Annotated in this window: 20 protein-coding genes; 12 read left to right on the top strand and 8 right to left on the bottom strand. The window is 74.8% G+C overall.

What is annotated here, in order from left to right:
* Positions 1 to 12: 12 nt before the first annotated feature.
* The 5 genes from ACIWVC_RS12100 (at position 13) to ACIWVC_RS12080 (ending at position 2,986) form a co-directional block, all read left to right on the top strand.
* Complete coding sequence (locus tag ACIWVC_RS12100; protein WP_396451189.1) at positions 13 to 384, top strand: hypothetical protein; 372 nt, start codon at positions 13 to 15, stop codon at positions 382 to 384.
* 62 nt (positions 385 to 446) lie between these two features.
* Positions 447 to 671: a hypothetical protein gene (locus tag ACIWVC_RS12095; protein ID WP_396451191.1), complete on the top strand. Its 225-nt coding sequence runs from the start codon at positions 447 to 449 to the stop codon at positions 669 to 671.
* A gap of 26 nt (positions 672 to 697) precedes the next feature.
* Positions 698 to 1,549 (top strand): universal stress protein, encoded by an 852-nt coding sequence (locus tag ACIWVC_RS12090; RefSeq protein WP_396451193.1) that lies wholly within the window; start codon positions 698 to 700, stop codon positions 1,547 to 1,549.
* A 14-nt stretch (positions 1,550 to 1,563) separates the two neighbouring features.
* Positions 1,564 to 2,499, top strand: a complete 936-nt coding sequence (gene argF / locus ACIWVC_RS12085; RefSeq protein WP_396454144.1) for an ornithine carbamoyltransferase — start codon at positions 1,564 to 1,566, stop codon at positions 2,497 to 2,499.
* Between the two features lie 34 nt (positions 2,500 to 2,533).
* Positions 2,534 to 2,986, top strand: coding sequence for a pyridoxamine 5'-phosphate oxidase family protein (locus ACIWVC_RS12080; protein ID WP_396451197.1), 453 nt, complete (start codon positions 2,534 to 2,536; stop codon positions 2,984 to 2,986).
* Here ACIWVC_RS12080 and ACIWVC_RS12075 read toward each other — a convergent pair.
* On the bottom strand, positions 2,937 to 3,782 hold the full coding sequence (locus ACIWVC_RS12075) for a universal stress protein (protein WP_396451199.1): 846 nt from the start codon (positions 3,780 to 3,782) through the stop codon (positions 2,937 to 2,939). The two genes, ACIWVC_RS12080 and ACIWVC_RS12075, sit on opposite strands and share 50 nt — an antisense overlap.
* 223 nt (positions 3,783 to 4,005) lie before the next feature.
* Between ACIWVC_RS12075 and ACIWVC_RS12070 the strand changes: the two genes are divergently transcribed.
* Genes ACIWVC_RS12070 through ACIWVC_RS12060 form a run of 3 tightly spaced genes read left to right on the top strand, consistent with a single transcriptional unit; the run spans position 4,006 to position 6,622 of the window.
* On the top strand, positions 4,006 to 4,446 hold the full coding sequence (locus tag ACIWVC_RS12070) for a universal stress protein (RefSeq protein WP_396451201.1): 441 nt from the start codon (positions 4,006 to 4,008) through the stop codon (positions 4,444 to 4,446).
* A gap of 29 nt (positions 4,447 to 4,475) precedes the next feature.
* The gene (locus tag ACIWVC_RS12065; protein WP_396454143.1) at positions 4,476 to 5,159 is read left to right on the top strand and encodes a CBS domain-containing protein; all 684 of its coding nucleotides are present in this window, start codon (positions 4,476 to 4,478) and stop codon (positions 5,157 to 5,159) included.
* 5 nt (positions 5,160 to 5,164) lie between these two features.
* Positions 5,165 to 6,622: an AAA family ATPase gene (locus ACIWVC_RS12060; protein ID WP_396454142.1), complete on the top strand. Its 1,458-nt coding sequence runs from the start codon at positions 5,165 to 5,167 to the stop codon at positions 6,620 to 6,622.
* Between the two features lie 20 nt (positions 6,623 to 6,642).
* Here ACIWVC_RS12060 and ACIWVC_RS12055 read toward each other — a convergent pair whose 3' ends face one another.
* The 4 genes from ACIWVC_RS12055 to ACIWVC_RS12040 all read right to left on the bottom strand — a co-directional run bounded on the left by ACIWVC_RS12055 (position 6,643) and on the right by ACIWVC_RS12040 (position 10,046).
* Entirely contained in the window at positions 6,643 to 7,662 is a 1,020-nt protein-coding gene (locus ACIWVC_RS12055) for an Acg family FMN-binding oxidoreductase (protein ID WP_396451207.1), read from the bottom strand.
* Positions 7,663 to 7,789: 127 nt separating this feature from the next.
* Positions 7,790 to 8,656 carry a universal stress protein gene (locus ACIWVC_RS12050; protein ID WP_396451209.1) on the bottom strand — a complete coding sequence of 289 codons (867 nt, stop codon included), beginning with the start codon at positions 8,654 to 8,656 and terminating at the stop codon, positions 7,790 to 7,792.
* Between the two features lie 11 nt (positions 8,657 to 8,667).
* On the bottom strand, positions 8,668 to 9,165 hold the full coding sequence (locus ACIWVC_RS12045) for a flavodoxin domain-containing protein (protein WP_396451211.1): 498 nt from the start codon (positions 9,163 to 9,165) through the stop codon (positions 8,668 to 8,670).
* On the bottom strand, positions 9,162 to 10,046 hold the full coding sequence (locus ACIWVC_RS12040; protein ID WP_396451213.1) for a universal stress protein: 885 nt from the start codon (positions 10,044 to 10,046) through the stop codon (positions 9,162 to 9,164). Before ACIWVC_RS12040 ends, ACIWVC_RS12045 begins: the two co-directional genes overlap by 4 nt.
* Positions 10,047 to 10,186: 140 nt before the next feature.
* On the opposite strand from ACIWVC_RS12040, the gene ACIWVC_RS12035 reads away from it, so the two are divergent.
* From ACIWVC_RS12035 to ACIWVC_RS12025, 3 genes are all read left to right on the top strand, one after another.
* Positions 10,187 to 10,501 carry an SHOCT domain-containing protein gene (locus ACIWVC_RS12035; protein ID WP_396451215.1) on the top strand — a complete coding sequence of 105 codons (315 nt, stop codon included), beginning with the start codon at positions 10,187 to 10,189 and terminating at the stop codon, positions 10,499 to 10,501.
* 68 nt (positions 10,502 to 10,569) lie between these two features.
* Positions 10,570 to 11,091 carry an HPP family protein gene (locus ACIWVC_RS12030; RefSeq protein ID WP_396451217.1) on the top strand — a complete coding sequence of 174 codons (522 nt, stop codon included), beginning with the start codon at positions 10,570 to 10,572 and terminating at the stop codon, positions 11,089 to 11,091.
* A 171-nt stretch (positions 11,092 to 11,262) separates the two neighbouring features.
* Positions 11,263 to 11,679 carry an Hsp20/alpha crystallin family protein gene (locus ACIWVC_RS12025; RefSeq protein ID WP_396451219.1) on the top strand — a complete coding sequence of 139 codons (417 nt, stop codon included), beginning with the start codon at positions 11,263 to 11,265 and terminating at the stop codon, positions 11,677 to 11,679.
* Positions 11,680 to 11,805: 126 nt separating this feature from the next.
* On the opposite strand, the gene ACIWVC_RS12020 is transcribed toward ACIWVC_RS12025, so the two are convergent.
* The 3 genes from ACIWVC_RS12020 to ACIWVC_RS12010 all read right to left on the bottom strand — a co-directional run bounded on the left by ACIWVC_RS12020 (position 11,806) and on the right by ACIWVC_RS12010 (position 14,756).
* Positions 11,806 to 12,678 carry a universal stress protein gene (locus tag ACIWVC_RS12020; RefSeq protein ID WP_396453188.1) on the bottom strand — a complete coding sequence of 291 codons (873 nt, stop codon included), beginning with the start codon at positions 12,676 to 12,678 and terminating at the stop codon, positions 11,806 to 11,808.
* A 41-nt stretch (positions 12,679 to 12,719) separates the two neighbouring features.
* Complete coding sequence (locus ACIWVC_RS12015) at positions 12,720 to 13,550, bottom strand: universal stress protein (RefSeq protein WP_396453190.1); 831 nt, start codon at positions 13,548 to 13,550, stop codon at positions 12,720 to 12,722.
* Between the two features lie 165 nt (positions 13,551 to 13,715).
* Complete coding sequence (locus tag ACIWVC_RS12010; RefSeq protein ID WP_396453192.1) at positions 13,716 to 14,756, bottom strand: zinc-dependent alcohol dehydrogenase family protein; 1,041 nt, start codon at positions 14,754 to 14,756, stop codon at positions 13,716 to 13,718.
* A 429-nt stretch (positions 14,757 to 15,185) separates the two neighbouring features.
* Between ACIWVC_RS12010 and ACIWVC_RS12005 the strand changes: the two genes are divergently transcribed.
* Positions 15,186 to 15,362, top strand: a complete 177-nt coding sequence (locus ACIWVC_RS12005) for a hypothetical protein (RefSeq protein ID WP_396454141.1) — start codon at positions 15,186 to 15,188, stop codon at positions 15,360 to 15,362.
* Positions 15,363 to 15,390: the final 28 nt, after the last annotated feature.

Genomic DNA, 15,390 nt, shown 5'->3' with positions numbered 1-15,390 from the left:
AGGAGGTCGAGATTGCCCGGCACAGTCGCCAACCAGATCGATGTGAAGGTCACCACCGTCCGCAACGTTCCGCAGGCCGACGTGCGGCGCGCCCGCGAAGCCGTCAGCCGGGTGCTGGCGCACGCGCCGCGTCCGGTGCACTACGCCGCGGCCACGCTGAACGTCCTGCCGGACCCCGCCGCGCCGCGACCGAACCTGGTCTCCCTCCGGATCGACCTCGACGGGATCCCGGTGAGCGCGTACGCGTCGGCGGCCGCGATGTCCGACGCCGTCGCGCTGGCCGCCGCGCGCCTGCGCGCCCGGACGGAGCACCTGGCCAAGTACTGGGAGACCCGCCGGGCCGCCGCGGCGGCCGCCCCGGCTCCGCGGCGGGCCCCGCACTGACGCCGCAACCGTCCACCCCGCGTCCGCCATCGGGCGGCGCGCCGACACGAAGGAGCTCCGCCATGGCGAGGCAGATCGGCCCCGGTTCCTCCATCCCGGCGCTGGAGCAGCGTGTCGCGGTCCTGGAAGGCCAGGTCGCAGCCCTGACGGAGGCCGCCCGCCTGCTGGCGTCCGCTCTGGAGGGCACTCCCCTCGACTCCCCCGACGACGACCGGACGCCGGCGGCGCGGCGCGCACACGAGCTGCTCCTGCTGCCGCCGCTGACGCCGGGCCACCACCCGCATTGACGGGTCCCCACCCCGAGGAGACGCACATGTCCGCCGAACGAGCGACGGTCCTCGCCGGAATCGACGGCTCGGCCGCTTCCGACCACGCCATCACCTGGGCCGCCGACGAGGCCGCGCGGTTCGGGAAGGACCTGAACCTCGTCCATGTCGTGGAGACCGCCACCCTGGACCTGCCGGGTCGGACGACCGACGGGATCTCCGAAGAGCTCGTCCGCGAGGGGGACCGGATCCTGCGGGAGGGGCGCGACCGCGCGCTGCGGCGGCGGCCGGAGCTCACCGTCGAGACCATGCTCGTGCACGACCGCAACGTGCCGGCCGGGCTCCGGCAGTACTCCGGCGACGCCGTCGAGATCGTGGTCGGGCACCGCGGGCGGGGCGGTTTCGCCGGGCTGCTGCTCGGCTCCACCGCCCTGCGCCTGACCGGGCACTACCCCGGCCCGGTGATCGTCGTCCGCGATCAGGCGGAGGACGGGGCCGGCGAGGTCGTGGTCGGGCTGGACCTCGACGAGGAGCCCGGCGCCGCCCTCGGCTACGCGTTCGCCGCGGCGGCCGCGCGCGGCACGCGCCTGCGGGCGCTGCACGCCTGGCGTCCCGCGCCGCTCGCCCTCGAATCGGGCGCGGACCTGCGGATCGCCGCCGACGCCCTGCGCGAGCGGCTGGCCGCCGCGCTGGCGCCCTGGCGCGGCCGGCACCCGGGCGTCGAGGTCGCCGAGGACGTCGTCATCGGCCACCCGGTCGAGGCGCTCGGCCGGGCTTCGGCCGGCGCGGGCCTGGTCGTCGTCGGCTCCCGGGGGCGGTCGTTCCCGCTCGGCTCGGTGAGCCACGGCGCGGTCCACCACGCCCGCTGCCCCGTCGCGGTCGTCCGCCCCTACGAGTGACCGCGGGTGCCCCTGTGAAAGACCTCCTGCAGATCACCGACCTGACCTCGGACGACCTGGCCCTGCTGCTGGAGCTGGCCACCGGCTTCCAGGACGACCCCGGATCGGCGGGCCACCTGCTCGCCCACCGCATGGTGCCGATGTACTTCGCCACGCCCTCCACCCGGACCCGGCTGTCGACCGCGGCGGCGGTGACCAGGCTCGGCGGGACCCCCGTCACCGTCGGGCCGGACGAGCTGCACGTGCGGCACGGCGAGCCGATCGCCGACACCGCGCGGGTGATGGGCTCCTACTCCGCCGCGATCGTGATCCGCACGCCCGCCGACGCCGACGTCCGGGAGGCGGCGTCGGCGGCGCCGGTCCCGGTCGTGAACGCGCTGACCGACGGGCACCATCCGCTGCAGGCCGTCGCCGACCTGCTCACCGTCCAGGAGCACTTCGGGGACCTGCGCGGGCGCCGCGTCGCCTACGTGGGCGGCGGCGGCAGCGTCGCGCGCAGCCTGATGGAGGCGGCGGCGCTCACCGGCATGCACATCGCCGCCGCGACCCCGCTCGGCTACGAGCCCCCGGACGAGGCCATCGCCTTCGCCGCCACCGAGGCCGACCGGAACGGCGGCTGCTTCGTCCTCACCACCGACCCCGTCGAGGCGGTCAGGGGCGCCGACGTCGTCTACACCGGCGGCCGGCCGCCGGCGGGCGGCCCGAAGGACGACCGGGCCCGGCGGCGGAAGGCGCTCGTCCCCTACCGGGTCGACGAGCACCTCATGGCGCTCGCCGGCGGCGACGCCGTCTTCATGCACTGCCTGCCCGCCCGCCGCGGCGAAGAGGTCGCGCCGGGCGTCATCGACGGCGGCCGCTCCCTGGCCTTCCGGCAGGCCGCCAACCGGCTGCCGGCCGTCCAGGCCGTCCTGTACGCGCTGCTCACCGGCCGTCTGAAGGGGCACCGATGAAGATCGCCGCGAACCCGCGGACGGACCCGTAGCCATGGAACCCGAGCAGAGCCGCCCGCAGGTCCTGGACGAGGACGAGTGCCGCGCCCTCCTCGCGGGCGCGGCGGTCGGGCGGATCGTCTTCACCCACCGGGCGCTCCCGGCGGTGCAGCCGGTCAACTTCGTCCTCAGCGGCGGCGACATCGTGATCAAGGTGTCGCGGGCGTCCCGGCTGGCGACGGCCGCCGCGGGCACCGTCGTGGCGTTCGAGATCGACGACTACGACGCCGGGGCCGGGACCGGCTGGTCCGTGGTCGCCGTCGGCCGCGCCAGGCGCGTCACCGACCCGCGCGAGATCACCGTGCTGGACGCCCTGCCGCTGCGCACATGGGCGCCGGTGGAGCGGGACACCTACATCCGCGTCCGCCCGGAGGTCGTCACGGGCCGCCGGATCGCGTTCACCGGGTCCGGTCCGGGACGACGGCCACCGTGCACGGAGCGTGCTTGAGCAGCGCGTCGCTCGTCGCCCCGAGGGTCAGCGACTCCACGACCCCCGTGCCGCGCGCGCCCACCACCGCCAGCGTCGCCTCCTCGGCCGCCTCGAACAGCGCCTCGCGCGGCGACTTGAGCACCAGCGAGGTCGTGGCCTGCACCTGCGGGTACTTCACCCGCCAGGGCGCCACGGCGCGCTCCAGCACGGCGCCGCACACGCGGCGCAGCTCGTCCTCGTCGCCGAACAGCGACAGGTCCCCGCCGGGGGCCGCGCCCGGCTCCCAGCAGCCGTACACCGCGCGCAGCCGCCAGCCGCGCAGCGCCGCCTCCTCGAACCCGAACGACAGCGCCGCGTCCGCGCCGGCGGAGCCGTCCACGCCGACGACGACCAGGCCGTCGCGCGGGGCGGGCGACCGGACGACCACCACGGGACGGTCGGCATGGGCCGGCACCCGCAGCGCCGTCGACCCGGCGGGCAGCTCCTCCGGCGCGTGCGAGCCGACCACGATCACCTCGGCGTCCACGGCCTCGCTCAGCAGCGCCGGGGCCGCGCTGCCGTCCTTCAGCCGCTTGCGCACCGTCAGGCCGGGCGCCAGATCCCGCGCCAGCGCGGCGCCCTGATCGAGGATGTGCTCGCCCATCCGGCGGACGATGGCCACGCCCTCGTGGTCGATGTAGCTGATGGGGTACGGCCAGCGCCATGCGTGGCACACGGTCAGCGGCACCCGCCGCAGCCGCGCCTCCATGACCGCCCACCGCAGAGCCCGCTCGCTCTCGCTGCTCCCGTCGTAGCCCGCGATCACATGGCTCATGACGCCTCCTCATGTCGTCCGGCTCCATCCCATCTCCGGACACCTGCCCGGCACAGGGCCGAAGGACCCCCTTTCCCGGGACCTCCCGCCGCCGGACGCGGACGGAGCCTGGCGCGCCGGGCCGGGCGCGGACGGGCCGAAGGTCCCGCGCCCGCGGGGACGGTCGCCTCTGATCACCGGCCCGGCCGGGGGCGATGGTGGAGGTGACTCAGGGAGGTCGCCGATGTGGGTCATGCCCGAGCACCGCTCAGTCGTCGTCGGCGTGGACGGTTCCCCCAACTCCATGGCCGCGCTGCGCCGGGCCGCCCGCGAGGCGCTCGAACGCCGCGCGCGGCTCGACGTCGTCCGCGTCCTCGAGGCGGACGGCGGAGCGGCGCCCCGGCCCCTGCGCACCGCGCGCGAGTGGCTGCGGCTGCGCCGCCTGGTCGCCGGCGCCGTCCCGCGGGCCCAGCACCTGAACACCCGGCTCCGGGTCGTCCGCGGCGCGCCCGGCCGGGCGCTCGCCGAGGCGGCGGAGCACGCGGAACTGCTGGTCGTCGGCGCCCGGCTGCACTCCGAGCACGGCAACCCCCTCGGCGGGGACACGGTCCCGGTCGTGCGCGAGCTCGCACGCTGCCCGATCGTGATCTGCGCCGACCACAGAACCGCGTCCGAGGCTCCGTGAGCCCCGGGAGAAAGCCCCAGGAGGAGAACATGAAACGCCGGACGGTCCAGGACGTCATGACCGAACGGGTCGTCACCGTGAACGAGGACGCCCCGTTCGCCGAGATCGCCGAGACGATGGCCGAGCACCGCATCAGCGGGGTGCCCGTCCTGGACGCCGCGGGCCGCGTCACCGGCATGGTCACCGAGGCCGACCTGCTCCGCAAGCAGGAGTACAAGGACGGCGGCGCCCGCAGGCCGGTGCTGGACAGGATCCGGCGCCGCGGCGAAGCGGAGGCCAAGGCCGCCGCCGTCGACGCGCGCGGGCTGATGAGCGCGCCGGTCGTCTCCGTCGCCCCGAACACCTCGATCGCCCAGGCCGCGCGGCTGCTGAACGGCCACGGGTTCAAGGCCCTGCCCGTCGTGGACGACGACGGGCGGCTCGCCGGCATCGTGGCGCGGCGCGACCTGCTGCGCGTCTTCCAGCGCTCCGACGCCGAGATCCGCGACGAGATCGTCGACGACGTCCTGATCACCAAGCTCTGGCAGGACCCCGCCGACGTCGACGTCCGCGTCGAGGACGGGGTCGTCCACCTCACCGGGCGGGTGGAGCAGAAGAGCCTCATCCCCATCATCGTCCGGCTGACCGCCGCCACCGAAGGCGTCGTGGATGTCGTCCACGCTCTCGGGTACGACCACGACGACACACGTCCTGCCCCGTATCCGAGAGCGTGAGGCCCGTGGACAACGCCGCCGTCAGCGAGACCCACATCGGTGTCGTCTTCTTCGCCGGAGACCGCGCCTACAAGATCAAGAAGCCGGTGAGCCTGGGCTTCCTCGACTTCAGCACCCGGGAGCTGCGCGAGCGCGCCTGCCACGAGGAGGTCCGGCTCAACCGGCGGTTCGCCCCCGACGTCTACCTCGGGGTCGCCGATGTGCACGGTCCCGGCGGCGGCGTCTGCGACCACCTGGTCGTCATGCGCCGGATGCCCGCCGACCGCCGCCTGGCCGCCCTGGTCGGGGCCGGCGCCCCCGTCCGGGACGCGCTGCGCGACACCGCGCGCATCCTGGCGGCCTGGCACGCCCAGGCCCCGCGCGGCCCGGAGATCAGCGCCCACGGCACCCGGGACGCCGTCCAGGCCCGCTGGCACGACAGCTTCGACCAGGTGCGCCCGTTCCACGGCGAGGTGATCGACGCCGCGGCGGCGGCCGAGACCGAGGAGCTCACCGACGAGTTCCTCGACGGCCGCGAGGCCCTGTTCGACGCGCGCATCGCCGACGGACGCGTCCTCGACGGGCACGGCGACCTGCTGGCCGGCGACATCTTCTGCCTGGACGACGGCCCCCGCATCCTGGACTGCCTGGAGTTCGACCGGGCGCTGCGCAGCCTGGACGGGCTCGACGACGCCTCGTTCCTGGCCATGGACCTGGAACGCCTCGGCGCACCCGAGCTGGCCGACTACTTCCTCCGCACCTACACCGACTTCGCCGCGGACCCCGCGCCGTCCTCGCTGCGCCACCACTACATCGCCTACCGGGCCTTCGTGCGCGCCAAGGTCGCCTGCCTGCGCCACGCCCAGGACGGCCCCGACGCCGCCGCCGAGGCCCGCGCCTACGCCGGCGTCGCCCTGCGCCACCTGCGCGCCGGACGGGTCGGGCTGATCCTGGTGGGCGGCCTGCCCGGCACCGGCAAGTCCACGCTGGCCGGCGCCCTGGCCGACCGGCTCGGCTGCGCGGTCCTCAGCAGCGACCGCGTCCGCAAGGAGCTCGCCGGGCTCGCTCCCCTCGACTCCGCCGCCGCACCCTACGGCACCGGCCTCTACACCGAGGAATGGAGCCGCCGCACCTACCGGGAGCTCGCCGACCGCGCCGCGAGGCTGCTCCGGCTCGGCGAGACGGTCATCCTGGACGCGTCCTGGACGTCGAAGGAGCAGCGGGACCTCGCCGCCGTGGTGGCCGAGCACGAGCACGCTCCGCTGACGTCCCTGCGCTGCGAGGCCCCGCAGGCCCTCGCCGCGGAGCGGATCCGCGACCGCGCGCCAGGCGCCTCCGACGCGGACGCCGCCGTCGCCGCCGCGATGCGCGCGCACGCGGCGCCGTGGCCCGAGTCGCATCCGATCGACACGAGCGGGGAGCTGGACGACGCCGTCGAGCAGGCGCTCGGCGTCGTCCGGCCGCACGGCCCCGAGCTCGGGTAGCACCGCGCGCGACCAGCCGGTCACATCTCCTCGAACACCTCTTCGACGGGGCGGCGGACCGTTTCCAGTTCCTCCCCCTCGGGGACGCCCAGGCGCAGGAGCATCTGCGGGTAGGCGCCGTTGCAGAAGCGGGCCTTGATGAAGGCGCGCAGCTCGGGGACCTCAAGGGCCTGGGTGTGGAAGGCCGCGGCAAGGTCGCGTTCCGCGGCCAGCAGCAGGACGCGCTGCATCGCCTGCCCCGCCCGCAGCCAGTCGGCGGGCTCGTCGCCGCCGGAGACCAGCAGCAGCGTCAACCCGGCCAGCGCCGTCCCGCCGTCCGGCGCGCCGTGCGCGGGGGGCGCGCCCCATCCGTGGCCGCGTGCGAAGTCGCGGGCCGGGAAGTGCGGCGTGGTCTGCGGGACCTGCCGCGGGTAGGCGCTCTCCTGGACCCCGTCCGCCCGGGATGTGCGGGGCGACGGCGCCCAGCGGGCGATCTCCGCCCTGTGCGCGGGCGTGCGCTGCTGGAGGTGCTCGGCCGCCTCGGTCAGGGCCGCCAGCGCCCCCTTGACGTGGGCGTCCACGGCCTCGACCAGCCGGGCCCCCTCGCGCTCGGCGTCGTGCCGCATGGCCGACAGGACCCCGGCGGGCACCGGGTCCGGGCGGAAGCCGCCCCGGTGGGTGCGGCGGCGCCGGATCTGCGCGTGCTCCCGCAGCGTCCGCTGGTCGGGGTCCTCCCCCGGCTCCAGGTCGATGTCGGCCAGCAGGTACGGGCGATCGGGGTCGGGCAGCAGGCGCACCCGCGGCGCGTATCCCGCCGCGCGCAGCGAGCAGCGCAGGTTGTAGAGCGCGGCGCCGCAGCTGATCAGCATCTCGCGGCCGTCCGGATCCGCCACGTCCAGGCGGCGGTCGATGTCGGCGCTCAGGCTGATCCGGGTCCCGTGCAGGACGAACCGCCACGGCTGGGTGTTGTGCACCGAGGGGGCCCACAGCGCGTCCTCGACGGCCCCGCGGGCGTCGGCCGCCACCTGTTCGGACGGACCCGCCGCATTGTCGTGTCGCATGGTCGCTCCCTCCCGGGTCTCCTGTCACCAGTCATCCCCCGAAAACCGGACGACCTGCAGGGGCGAAGGTCTGCGGCGGCCGGGACCTCCGTGCCGCCCGCTCCGGACCCGCTCGCGGGCAGGGCGCTCAGGGGCGTCCGGGGACGATGGCCACCGGGCAGTGCGCGCGCAGCAGCATCGCGTGGCCGACCGACCCCAGCAGCAGCCCGGCGAACCCGCCGCGCCCGCGCGAGCCCACGACCAGCAGGCCGGCGTGCACGGACGCCTCGGCCAGGACGCGGGCGGCCCTGCCGCGGACGGCCTCGGCCACGACCTCGACGTCGGGGTACTTCGCCCGCCATCCGGCGAGCGACTCGGCGAGCAGGCGCCGCTCGCCGGCGGCGAGGATCTCGCGGTCGTAGACCAGCGGGACCATGTCGCCGGGCCCGGCCGAGACGGGGTGCAGCCAGGCCAGCAGGGCGCGCAGCCGGACCCCGCGCACGGACGCCTCCTCGAAGGCGAACCCGACGGCGCCGGCTCCGGCCGGCGACCCGTCGACGCCGACCACGACCTCGCCGTGCCCGGACGGCTCGGCGGCGCGGACGACGACCACGGGGCACGGCGCGTACGTGGCGACCTGCATCGCCACCGACCCCAGGACGAGCCCGGCGAGGCCCCCCGCGCCGCGCGAGCCGGCCACCAGCATGAGCGCGTCCCGGGCCCGCTCGACGAGCACCTCGGCGGCCTGCCCGCCGGTCTGCTCCCCCGTGACCTCCAGGCCGGGCGCCCGTTCGCGGGCGCGCGCCACGGCGGCGTCGACGATGCCCTGGCCGTCGCGCAGCATCCGCTCCCTGACCTGCGCGGCGCCCGGGTCGTCCGGGGCGTCGAACAGCCACGGCGCCACGGCGTACACGACGTGCAGCGACGCCCCTCTCCGGGCGGCCTCGTCGGCGGCCCAGCCGATCGCGAGCAGGCTCGGCTCCGACCCGTCCGCCCCGACGACGATCCTGTTCACGGCGCTCCTGTTCACACCGGCACCCTCCGCAGCTCCCGGGCGATGCCGGCGGCCCACTCCGCCACCTGCCCGCGGTCGCGGTGGTCGCCGCTCATCCGCTTGGCGATCCTGGACGCCAGGAAGCCCCCGGCGTCCGGGGCGAGGCGCCCGCCGAAGGTGGCGTGTCCGCGGGCGTGCAGCCGCGCGGCGGCCTTGGCGACGCCCGGGACGGGTTCGATGGCGCGTTCGCGGGCGGTGTCGTCCAGCGGGCCGCTGCTGAACAGCCATACCGGCCGGTGCGCCAGCCCGGCGGCGTGGCGCCGGACGAAGCGGCGCGCCTCCCGGTGCCAGCGCCCCCCGTACAGGGCGCCGCCGACGACGACGGCGTCGTACCCGTCCAGCCCGGGGACGTCCCCGGCCGGACGCACCTCGGCCTCCACGCCCTCGCGGCGCAGCGCGGCGCCGACCCAGTCGGCGATCTCGGCGGTCCCCCCGCGTTCGGAGGCGTACGCCACCAGTACTCGGATCATGACGGCTCCTCGATCTTGGGGTCGCGCTCGTGGACGACCGCGACCGGACACGGCGCCTCGTGCAGGACGGCACGGGTGACCGCGCCGAGCAGGGTTCTGGGGGACGATCCGATGCCGCGGTCGCCGACCACGAGCAGCATCGCCTCCTCGGCCTCGGCGGCCAGGACGCGGTGGGCGCGTTCGACGACGAACCTGCGCTCCGCGGCGACACCGGGATGGGCGGCGAGGCACGGCTCCACCGCGGCGGCGAACCACGCCTCGGCCTGCTTCCGGACGGCGCCGGGGTCGGTGAAGGGCAGCCGGTCGGGGCCGGGCAGCGCGGCGGGGTCCCACCACGCGCACACGAGCGTCACCGCGGCGTCCCGGCTCCGGGCCTCCCGCAGGGCGAAACGCAGCGCGGCCTCGCTCGCCGGCGAACCGTCGACGCCCACCACGATCCGCTTCGCGGTCCGCCGCGGTTCGCGGGCGGGCACCACGACCACCGGGCGATCGGCGTGCGCGGGAACGTGCACGGCGGTGGAGCCGATCGGCAGCTTGTCGAAGCCGCCCGCGCCGCGGGCGCCGATCACGATCAGCGCCGCGTCCGCCGAGGCGTCCAGCAGCGCCCCGGGCGGCGTGCCCCTCATCAGCAGCGGCCGGACGTCCAGGCCCGGCGCGGACTTCCGGGCGAGCCGGGCGCCGTCGTCGAGGGCCATGGCGCCCATGCGCCGGACGATCTCCAGCGCGTCGGCGTCCCGCGGAGTCAGCGGGTAGGGCCACGTCCAGGCGTGGCAGACCACCAGGGGAACCTGCCGCAGGGACGCCTCGGCGGCCGCCCAGCGCACTGCCCGTTCAGCGGCCGGCGAGGCATCGAACCCCACCAGAACAGCAGATCCGTCCATGGGAGGTCACCTCCTGGTTTCGAGCCTCACCTATCGGAGGGACCGCATGCAGGGGCATGGGTCCACCCGCGCACAGGACCTTCGGCCCTGGGTGCGCGCGGCGGGCGATCGCAAGCTGGAGATGAGAAGGAGGTGCGGTCATGGACATCGGATACGCCCTCGTGGCCGCCGCGCCCGGCGATGGCTGGGGGCACATGGGAAACGGCGGCTGGTCCGGCTGGATGTGGCTGTGGGGGGCGGCGATGGTGCTGTTCTGGGTCATCGTGATCGGTGCGGCGGCATGGCTGGTCGCCCGTGCCGCGACGCCGCACCGCACGCGCCCGCCGGCCCCCGGCGCGGCGCGGCCGGACCGCGCCCGCGAGATCCTCGCCGAGCGCTACGCGCGCGGTGAGATCAGCACCGAGGAGTACGACGAGCGGCTGGCCAAGCTGCGCGAACACGACGTCCGCGTCTGACCCGCACCGCCGCCGCGGCGACCCGGCGTGCGGGCCCGATGAAGGCGAGACCACCGGGAGGAACGAGCATGACAGCGCACCCGCCGCTGGAAGGGCGCCCCGCCGCCGGCCTGATGACCCGGGACCTGCTCACCATCGCCGCGAGCGAGTCGGTGCTGATGGCCTGGGAGCTGATGTGCAAGGCCGAGGTGCATCATCTGCCCGTCACCGACGACGAGGGCGGCTTCCTGGGCGTCGTCGACGCGCAGACCCTGACCTCGACATGGAGCGCGGCCGGCCCGCAGCACGCCCGCCGGCCCGTGACGAGCCTCCTGCCGCCCCGGCCGCCCGCCGCGGTGCGGCCGTCGGCCACCGTCCGCGAGGCGGCGCGCGCCATGCTCGATTCGAACACCGACTACGTGCCGGTGACCGACGACCGCGGCGTCCTGGTGGGCCTGATCACCGCACGGGACCTGATCGGCGTGCTCGCCGGGCTGGAGCGCGAGGCCGCCCCGCCCAGCGGCGGCATGCCGTCCCTTTACCGGATCGAGCCTGTACTGCCCCGCACCCCGCAGGCCCACCCGGGGCACAGCGCCTTGCCGCCCGACTGAGGGAAAACCGGGATGTCTTTGGCCTCGGCAACGTGTGATCCATGGCCGTAGGGGCAGTGCGTTCCAGAGGAAACGTGAAGGGTGGCACTCCGCCGCTGGGGGAACGGAGCCATCCGCATCGGCCACGTCCCCTACGGAGGGTGCCGCTCAGATCCGGTTAAGGGAGGCATCATGAGCGCACTGGAGCGGCGCGAGCCGCGCAGCATCTTCCCCGAGCTGTTCGACTGGTTCGAGTCGCCGTTCTCCATGTTCCGCACCGGGAACGGCCAGACGATGCGGGTCGAGAACTACATCGACAACGGCGACCACGTGATCCGCGCCGAGCTGCCCGGCATCGATCCCGACAAGGACGTCGAGATCACCGTGACCGGCGGCGTCCTGCGGATCCACGCCGAGCGCCACGAGGAGAAGAAGGAGGCCCACCGGTCGGAGTTCCACTACGGCTCCTTCACCCGCTCCTTCACTCTCCCCGCCGACGTTGACGTCGACGACATCAAGGCGAGCTACGACAAGGGCATCCTCACCGTCCGCGTGCCGATGCCCGAGGCCGCCAAGGCCGAATCCAAGCGGATCGCCATCGAGAAGTAGCGACATATTGTGAACGCGCCGGAAGAGGCCCGGTGGACCGGGCCTCTTCCGCATACCGCCATCCCTCGGTCTCGTTCTCTATCTCTCTCGTTCTCTATCTCTCTCGTTCTCTATCTCTCTCGTTCTCTATCTCTCGGTCTCGTTCTCGGACGCGGCGGGGACGACCGCGACCGGGCAGTGCGCGTGGTGGATCAGCGCGTGGGTCACCGCGTGGCTGCGCGGGACCGGCAGCCCCGTGCGCGGGCGCGTGCCCGCGATCACCAGGTCGGCGTCGCGGGACGCGGTGACGAGGGCGGCGGCGGGGTTGTCCTGGACGATGTCCTCGACCACGTCCACGCCCGGGTAGCGCTTGCGCATCGGGGCGTGCGCCTCGATGACGCGCCACCGCGCCCGCTCCTCGATCCGCTTCAGGTCGGCTCCCGCTCCGGGCTCCTCCAGCGCCTCGGGGAACCGCCAGGCGTGCACGACCCGCAGCCTGGCGTTGCGCGCCGCGGCGGCCCCGAACGCGTACTCCAGGGCCGCGGAATCGTCTCCGAGGCCGATGCCCACGGCGATCTCCGACCGGTCGGCCTTCGGCTCGCCGCGGACCAGCACCACCGGGGACGCGGCGCTGCGGACGACCCCGAGCCCGACCGACCCGAGCAGGAGCCCGGCGAAGCCGCCCAGGCCGCGGTGCCCCACCACCAGCTCGAACGACTCCCTGGACTGCTCGGCCAGCACCTGGACGGTGCGTCCGGAGGCCAGTTCGACGCTCACCGGAACCTCGGGCCGGCGGGCGTGCGCGACGCGCTCGGCGCCCGCGAGCACCTCGCCGCCCCTGCGGGACAGCGATCCCGCCTCGCCGGGCGCGAGGGTCAACGGGATGTCGAACGGCCATTTCTCTATGGCGTGCACGATCTTCAGACCGCGCTTGTAGCGGGCGGCCTCATCGGCCGCCCAGGCCACGGCGTGCTCGGACGGCGCCGAGCCGTCGGCGCCGACGACGATCGGGTCGGACATGGCCAGCTCCTCTTCTCGCTCTTCCTGGGGCGTCCCCCGGCTCACCGGTCCGGGACGACGACCACGGGGCAGTGCGCGTGGTGCAGCACCGTGTGGTTGACCCGGCCCAGCGCCATCCCGGCCAGGGGCGCGCGCCGGCGGCGAGCGCCGACCACGACCAGTGCCGCGTTCCCCGACGCCTCCACCAGCGCCTGGGCGGGAGTCCGGTCGGACACCAGCCGCTCAACCGTCACGTCCGGGTACCGTTCCCCGTAACCGGCCAGGGACTCCGACAGCTCAAGCTGCTCGATCACCCGGCGGCGCGGGGAGAACTCCCCGCCCACCGCGTGCAGGGCGAGGATCTTGGCGCCGCGGGACGCGGCCTCCCCGAACGCCCATTCGATGAAGGAGCGCTCGTCGTCCAGCCCCTCGATCCCGATCACGATCTGCCGCGGCGCGTCGGTGGGGTACGGCGCCGACCGCGACACCACCAGCACCGGGCAGCGGGCGTGCGCGGCGGTGTACAGGCCGACGGAGCCGAACAGCAGGCCCTCGAAGCCGCCCTGCCCGCGCGACCCGACCGTCACCAGGTCCGCGTGCTCGCTCTCCCCCACCAGCGCCCGGCCCGGATCGGCCGGCACGAGGCGCGTCTCGACGTCCAGCCCCGGATGGAGCTTCAGCGCGTACTGGCGGGCCTCGGCGAGCAGGTCCTCCCGCTCCCCGGTGAGGCGGCGCAGCGCGTCCGGCGGGATCGACCCGTCGTCCAGGAGGGCGCGGGAGCCGTGCACGAGGAGCAGCGGCAGCCGATGGCGCACGGCGCGGTCCGCCGCCCAGTCCAGCGCCCGCCACGCGTGCGCGGAGCCGTCAATTCCCACGACGATCGGAGTCCGCATCGTCCATCCCTCCCGGGGAGCCGTTCGGTTCACCTTCGACGCTAGGCCGCGCCTTTCCGGCATTCAGCGGCCAAAGGTCCCGCCGGCCGTGGGACGACGGTCACCGGCCCGGGCACGGCCGGAGGCCGCGGCCCCGCTCCGGGCCGCGGCCTCGCGTTCGCGGGGTCAGCGGGTCAGGACCACCTTGAGCGCGCCGGACTGCGCGGCGTCGCCGAAGACCTCGTAGGCCTTGATGAACTCCTCCATCGGGAAGTGGTGGGTGGCGAACCGCCCCGCGTCCAGTTGCCCGCCGGCGACCAGCCGCAGCAGGGTCGGCGTGGAGTAGGTGTCCACCAGCCCCGTGGTGATCGTGATGCCGCGGATCCACTGCTCTTCCAGGTGCAGCGTGGCGGGGCCGCCGTGCACGCCGATGTTGGCGATGCGCCCGCCCGGCCGGGCCAGGGCAACCGCCGCCTCGAACGTCGCGGGCACGCCGACCGCCTCGATGGCCACGTCCGCGCCCAGCCCGCCGGTGAGCTCCCGCACCGCCGCCAGCGGGTCCTGGCGGGAGTTGTTGACGGTGGTGTCGGCGCCGAAGCGCTCGGCCGCCTCCAGGCGGCTGTCGGCCAGGTCGATCGCGATGATCCGGCTGGGGCTGAACAGCCGCGCCCCCATGATCGCCGCCAGCCCGATCGGCCCGGCGCCCACGACCGCGACCGTGTCGCCGGGGCGCACGGCGCCGTTGAGCACGCCGACCTCGTAGCCGGTCGGCAGGATGTCGGCCAGCATCAGCACGTCCTGCGCGGGCACCCCGTCCGGCAGCGGGTGCACCGAGGTGTCGGCGAACGGCACCCGCACGTACTCGGCCTGCGTCCCGTCGATCTTGTGGCCGAGGATCCAGCCGCCGCCGCCCGCGCACAGCCCGTAGCGGCCCTCGCGGCAGAACCGGCACGTCCCGCACGCGGTGATGCACGACACCAGCACCTGGTCGCCGGGCTTGACCGTCCGCACGCCCGCACCGACCGCCTCGACCGTCCCGACCGCCTCGTGCCCGAGGATCCGCCCGTCGGTCACCGCCGGGACGTCGCCCTTGAGAATGTGCAGGTCCGTCCCGCAGATGGTCACCGCGTCCACGCGCACGATCGCGTCGCCGTCCTCGACGATCCGCGGCTTGGGCACCTCCTCCCACGCCTTGCTTCCAGGCCCGTGGTACACCAGCGCTCGCATAGCGCACCTCCTCCATCGATTCGGCTCCGGTCTTCAGCATTGGTCTGCGCGGAGCGGCGAGGGCAGTGCCCAACGTCCCGGCGCCAGGGGTGCCAACGTCCTTCGGCCGCCCGGCGCGATGCCCGGCTCGACGCCGCCCATGCGGGCGCTGTCGCCTGCTCGCCGGCGGATCGGCGGGCGTTCAGCACTGATCGGCGGCGATGTCGCGGCGGAGCTGAAGAGGCTCCGCGGCGGTCGCCACAAGATCCCGTAAACGGCGGGACATCCTGCGTGCGCAACGGTATGAACGAATCGGCCAGAGCTTTGTCATCGGACGAATGAGCGATGCGGGGACGCTGAGCGAGACAACAGCACCGCGACTGAGAAACCGTCCCGCATCTGATCCGGACACGTCCCCGAATCCCGCGGCCGACTCGTAAGGAGACCCCCATGAGCGACACCGGCCAGCGCAGCCGCCGATCTGGGCGCGGAACGATCCAGCGGATGGACAACGTAGCCATCGTCGTCGACGACCTCGCAGCCGCCGTGGCCTTCTTCGCCGAACTCGGAATGGATCTGGAAGGCGAGGCGACACTCGAGGGTGACTATTCAGGTCTGCTGGTCTGATTCGGCCCGAGCGTGATCGCTGTCATGG

The sequence above is a fragment of the Actinomadura sp. genome, from assembly GCF_044508335.1.
GTDB lineage: Bacteria > Actinomycetota > Actinomycetes > Streptosporangiales > Streptosporangiaceae > Spirillospora.
This window is presented reverse-complemented; position numbering and strand designations above follow the sequence as displayed.

Coding starts and splice junctions, on each gene's coding strand:
- ACIWVC_RS12095 (WP_396451191.1), top strand. CDS start 447: ATGGCGAGGCAGATCGGCCCCGGTTCCTCCATCCCGGCGCTGGAGCAG.
- ACIWVC_RS12090 (WP_396451193.1), top strand. CDS start 698: ATGTCCGCCGAACGAGCGACGGTCCTCGCCGGAATCGACGGCTCGGCC.
- ACIWVC_RS12080 (WP_396451197.1), top strand. CDS start 2,534: ATGGAACCCGAGCAGAGCCGCCCGCAGGTCCTGGACGAGGACGAGTGC.
- ACIWVC_RS12075 (WP_396451199.1), bottom strand. CDS start 3,782: ATGAGCCATGTGATCGCGGGCTACGACGGGAGCAGCGAGAGCGAGCGG.
- ACIWVC_RS12070 (WP_396451201.1), top strand. CDS start 4,006: ATGTGGGTCATGCCCGAGCACCGCTCAGTCGTCGTCGGCGTGGACGGT.
- ACIWVC_RS12065 (WP_396454143.1), top strand. CDS start 4,476: ATGAAACGCCGGACGGTCCAGGACGTCATGACCGAACGGGTCGTCACC.
- ACIWVC_RS12055 (WP_396451207.1), bottom strand. CDS start 7,662: ATGCGACACGACAATGCGGCGGGTCCGTCCGAACAGGTGGCGGCCGAC.
- ACIWVC_RS12045 (WP_396451211.1), bottom strand. CDS start 9,165: ATGATCCGAGTACTGGTGGCGTACGCCTCCGAACGCGGGGGGACCGCC.
- ACIWVC_RS12040 (WP_396451213.1), bottom strand. CDS start 10,046: ATGGACGGATCTGCTGTTCTGGTGGGGTTCGATGCCTCGCCGGCCGCT.
- ACIWVC_RS12035 (WP_396451215.1), top strand. CDS start 10,187: ATGGACATCGGATACGCCCTCGTGGCCGCCGCGCCCGGCGATGGCTGG.
- ACIWVC_RS12030 (WP_396451217.1), top strand. CDS start 10,570: ATGACAGCGCACCCGCCGCTGGAAGGGCGCCCCGCCGCCGGCCTGATG.
- ACIWVC_RS12025 (WP_396451219.1), top strand. CDS start 11,263: ATGAGCGCACTGGAGCGGCGCGAGCCGCGCAGCATCTTCCCCGAGCTG.
- ACIWVC_RS12020 (WP_396453188.1), bottom strand. CDS start 12,678: ATGTCCGACCCGATCGTCGTCGGCGCCGACGGCTCGGCGCCGTCCGAG.
- ACIWVC_RS12015 (WP_396453190.1), bottom strand. CDS start 13,550: ATGCGGACTCCGATCGTCGTGGGAATTGACGGCTCCGCGCACGCGTGG.
- ACIWVC_RS12010 (WP_396453192.1), bottom strand. CDS start 14,756: ATGCGAGCGCTGGTGTACCACGGGCCTGGAAGCAAGGCGTGGGAGGAG.
- ACIWVC_RS12005 (WP_396454141.1), top strand. CDS start 15,186: ATGAGCGACACCGGCCAGCGCAGCCGCCGATCTGGGCGCGGAACGATC.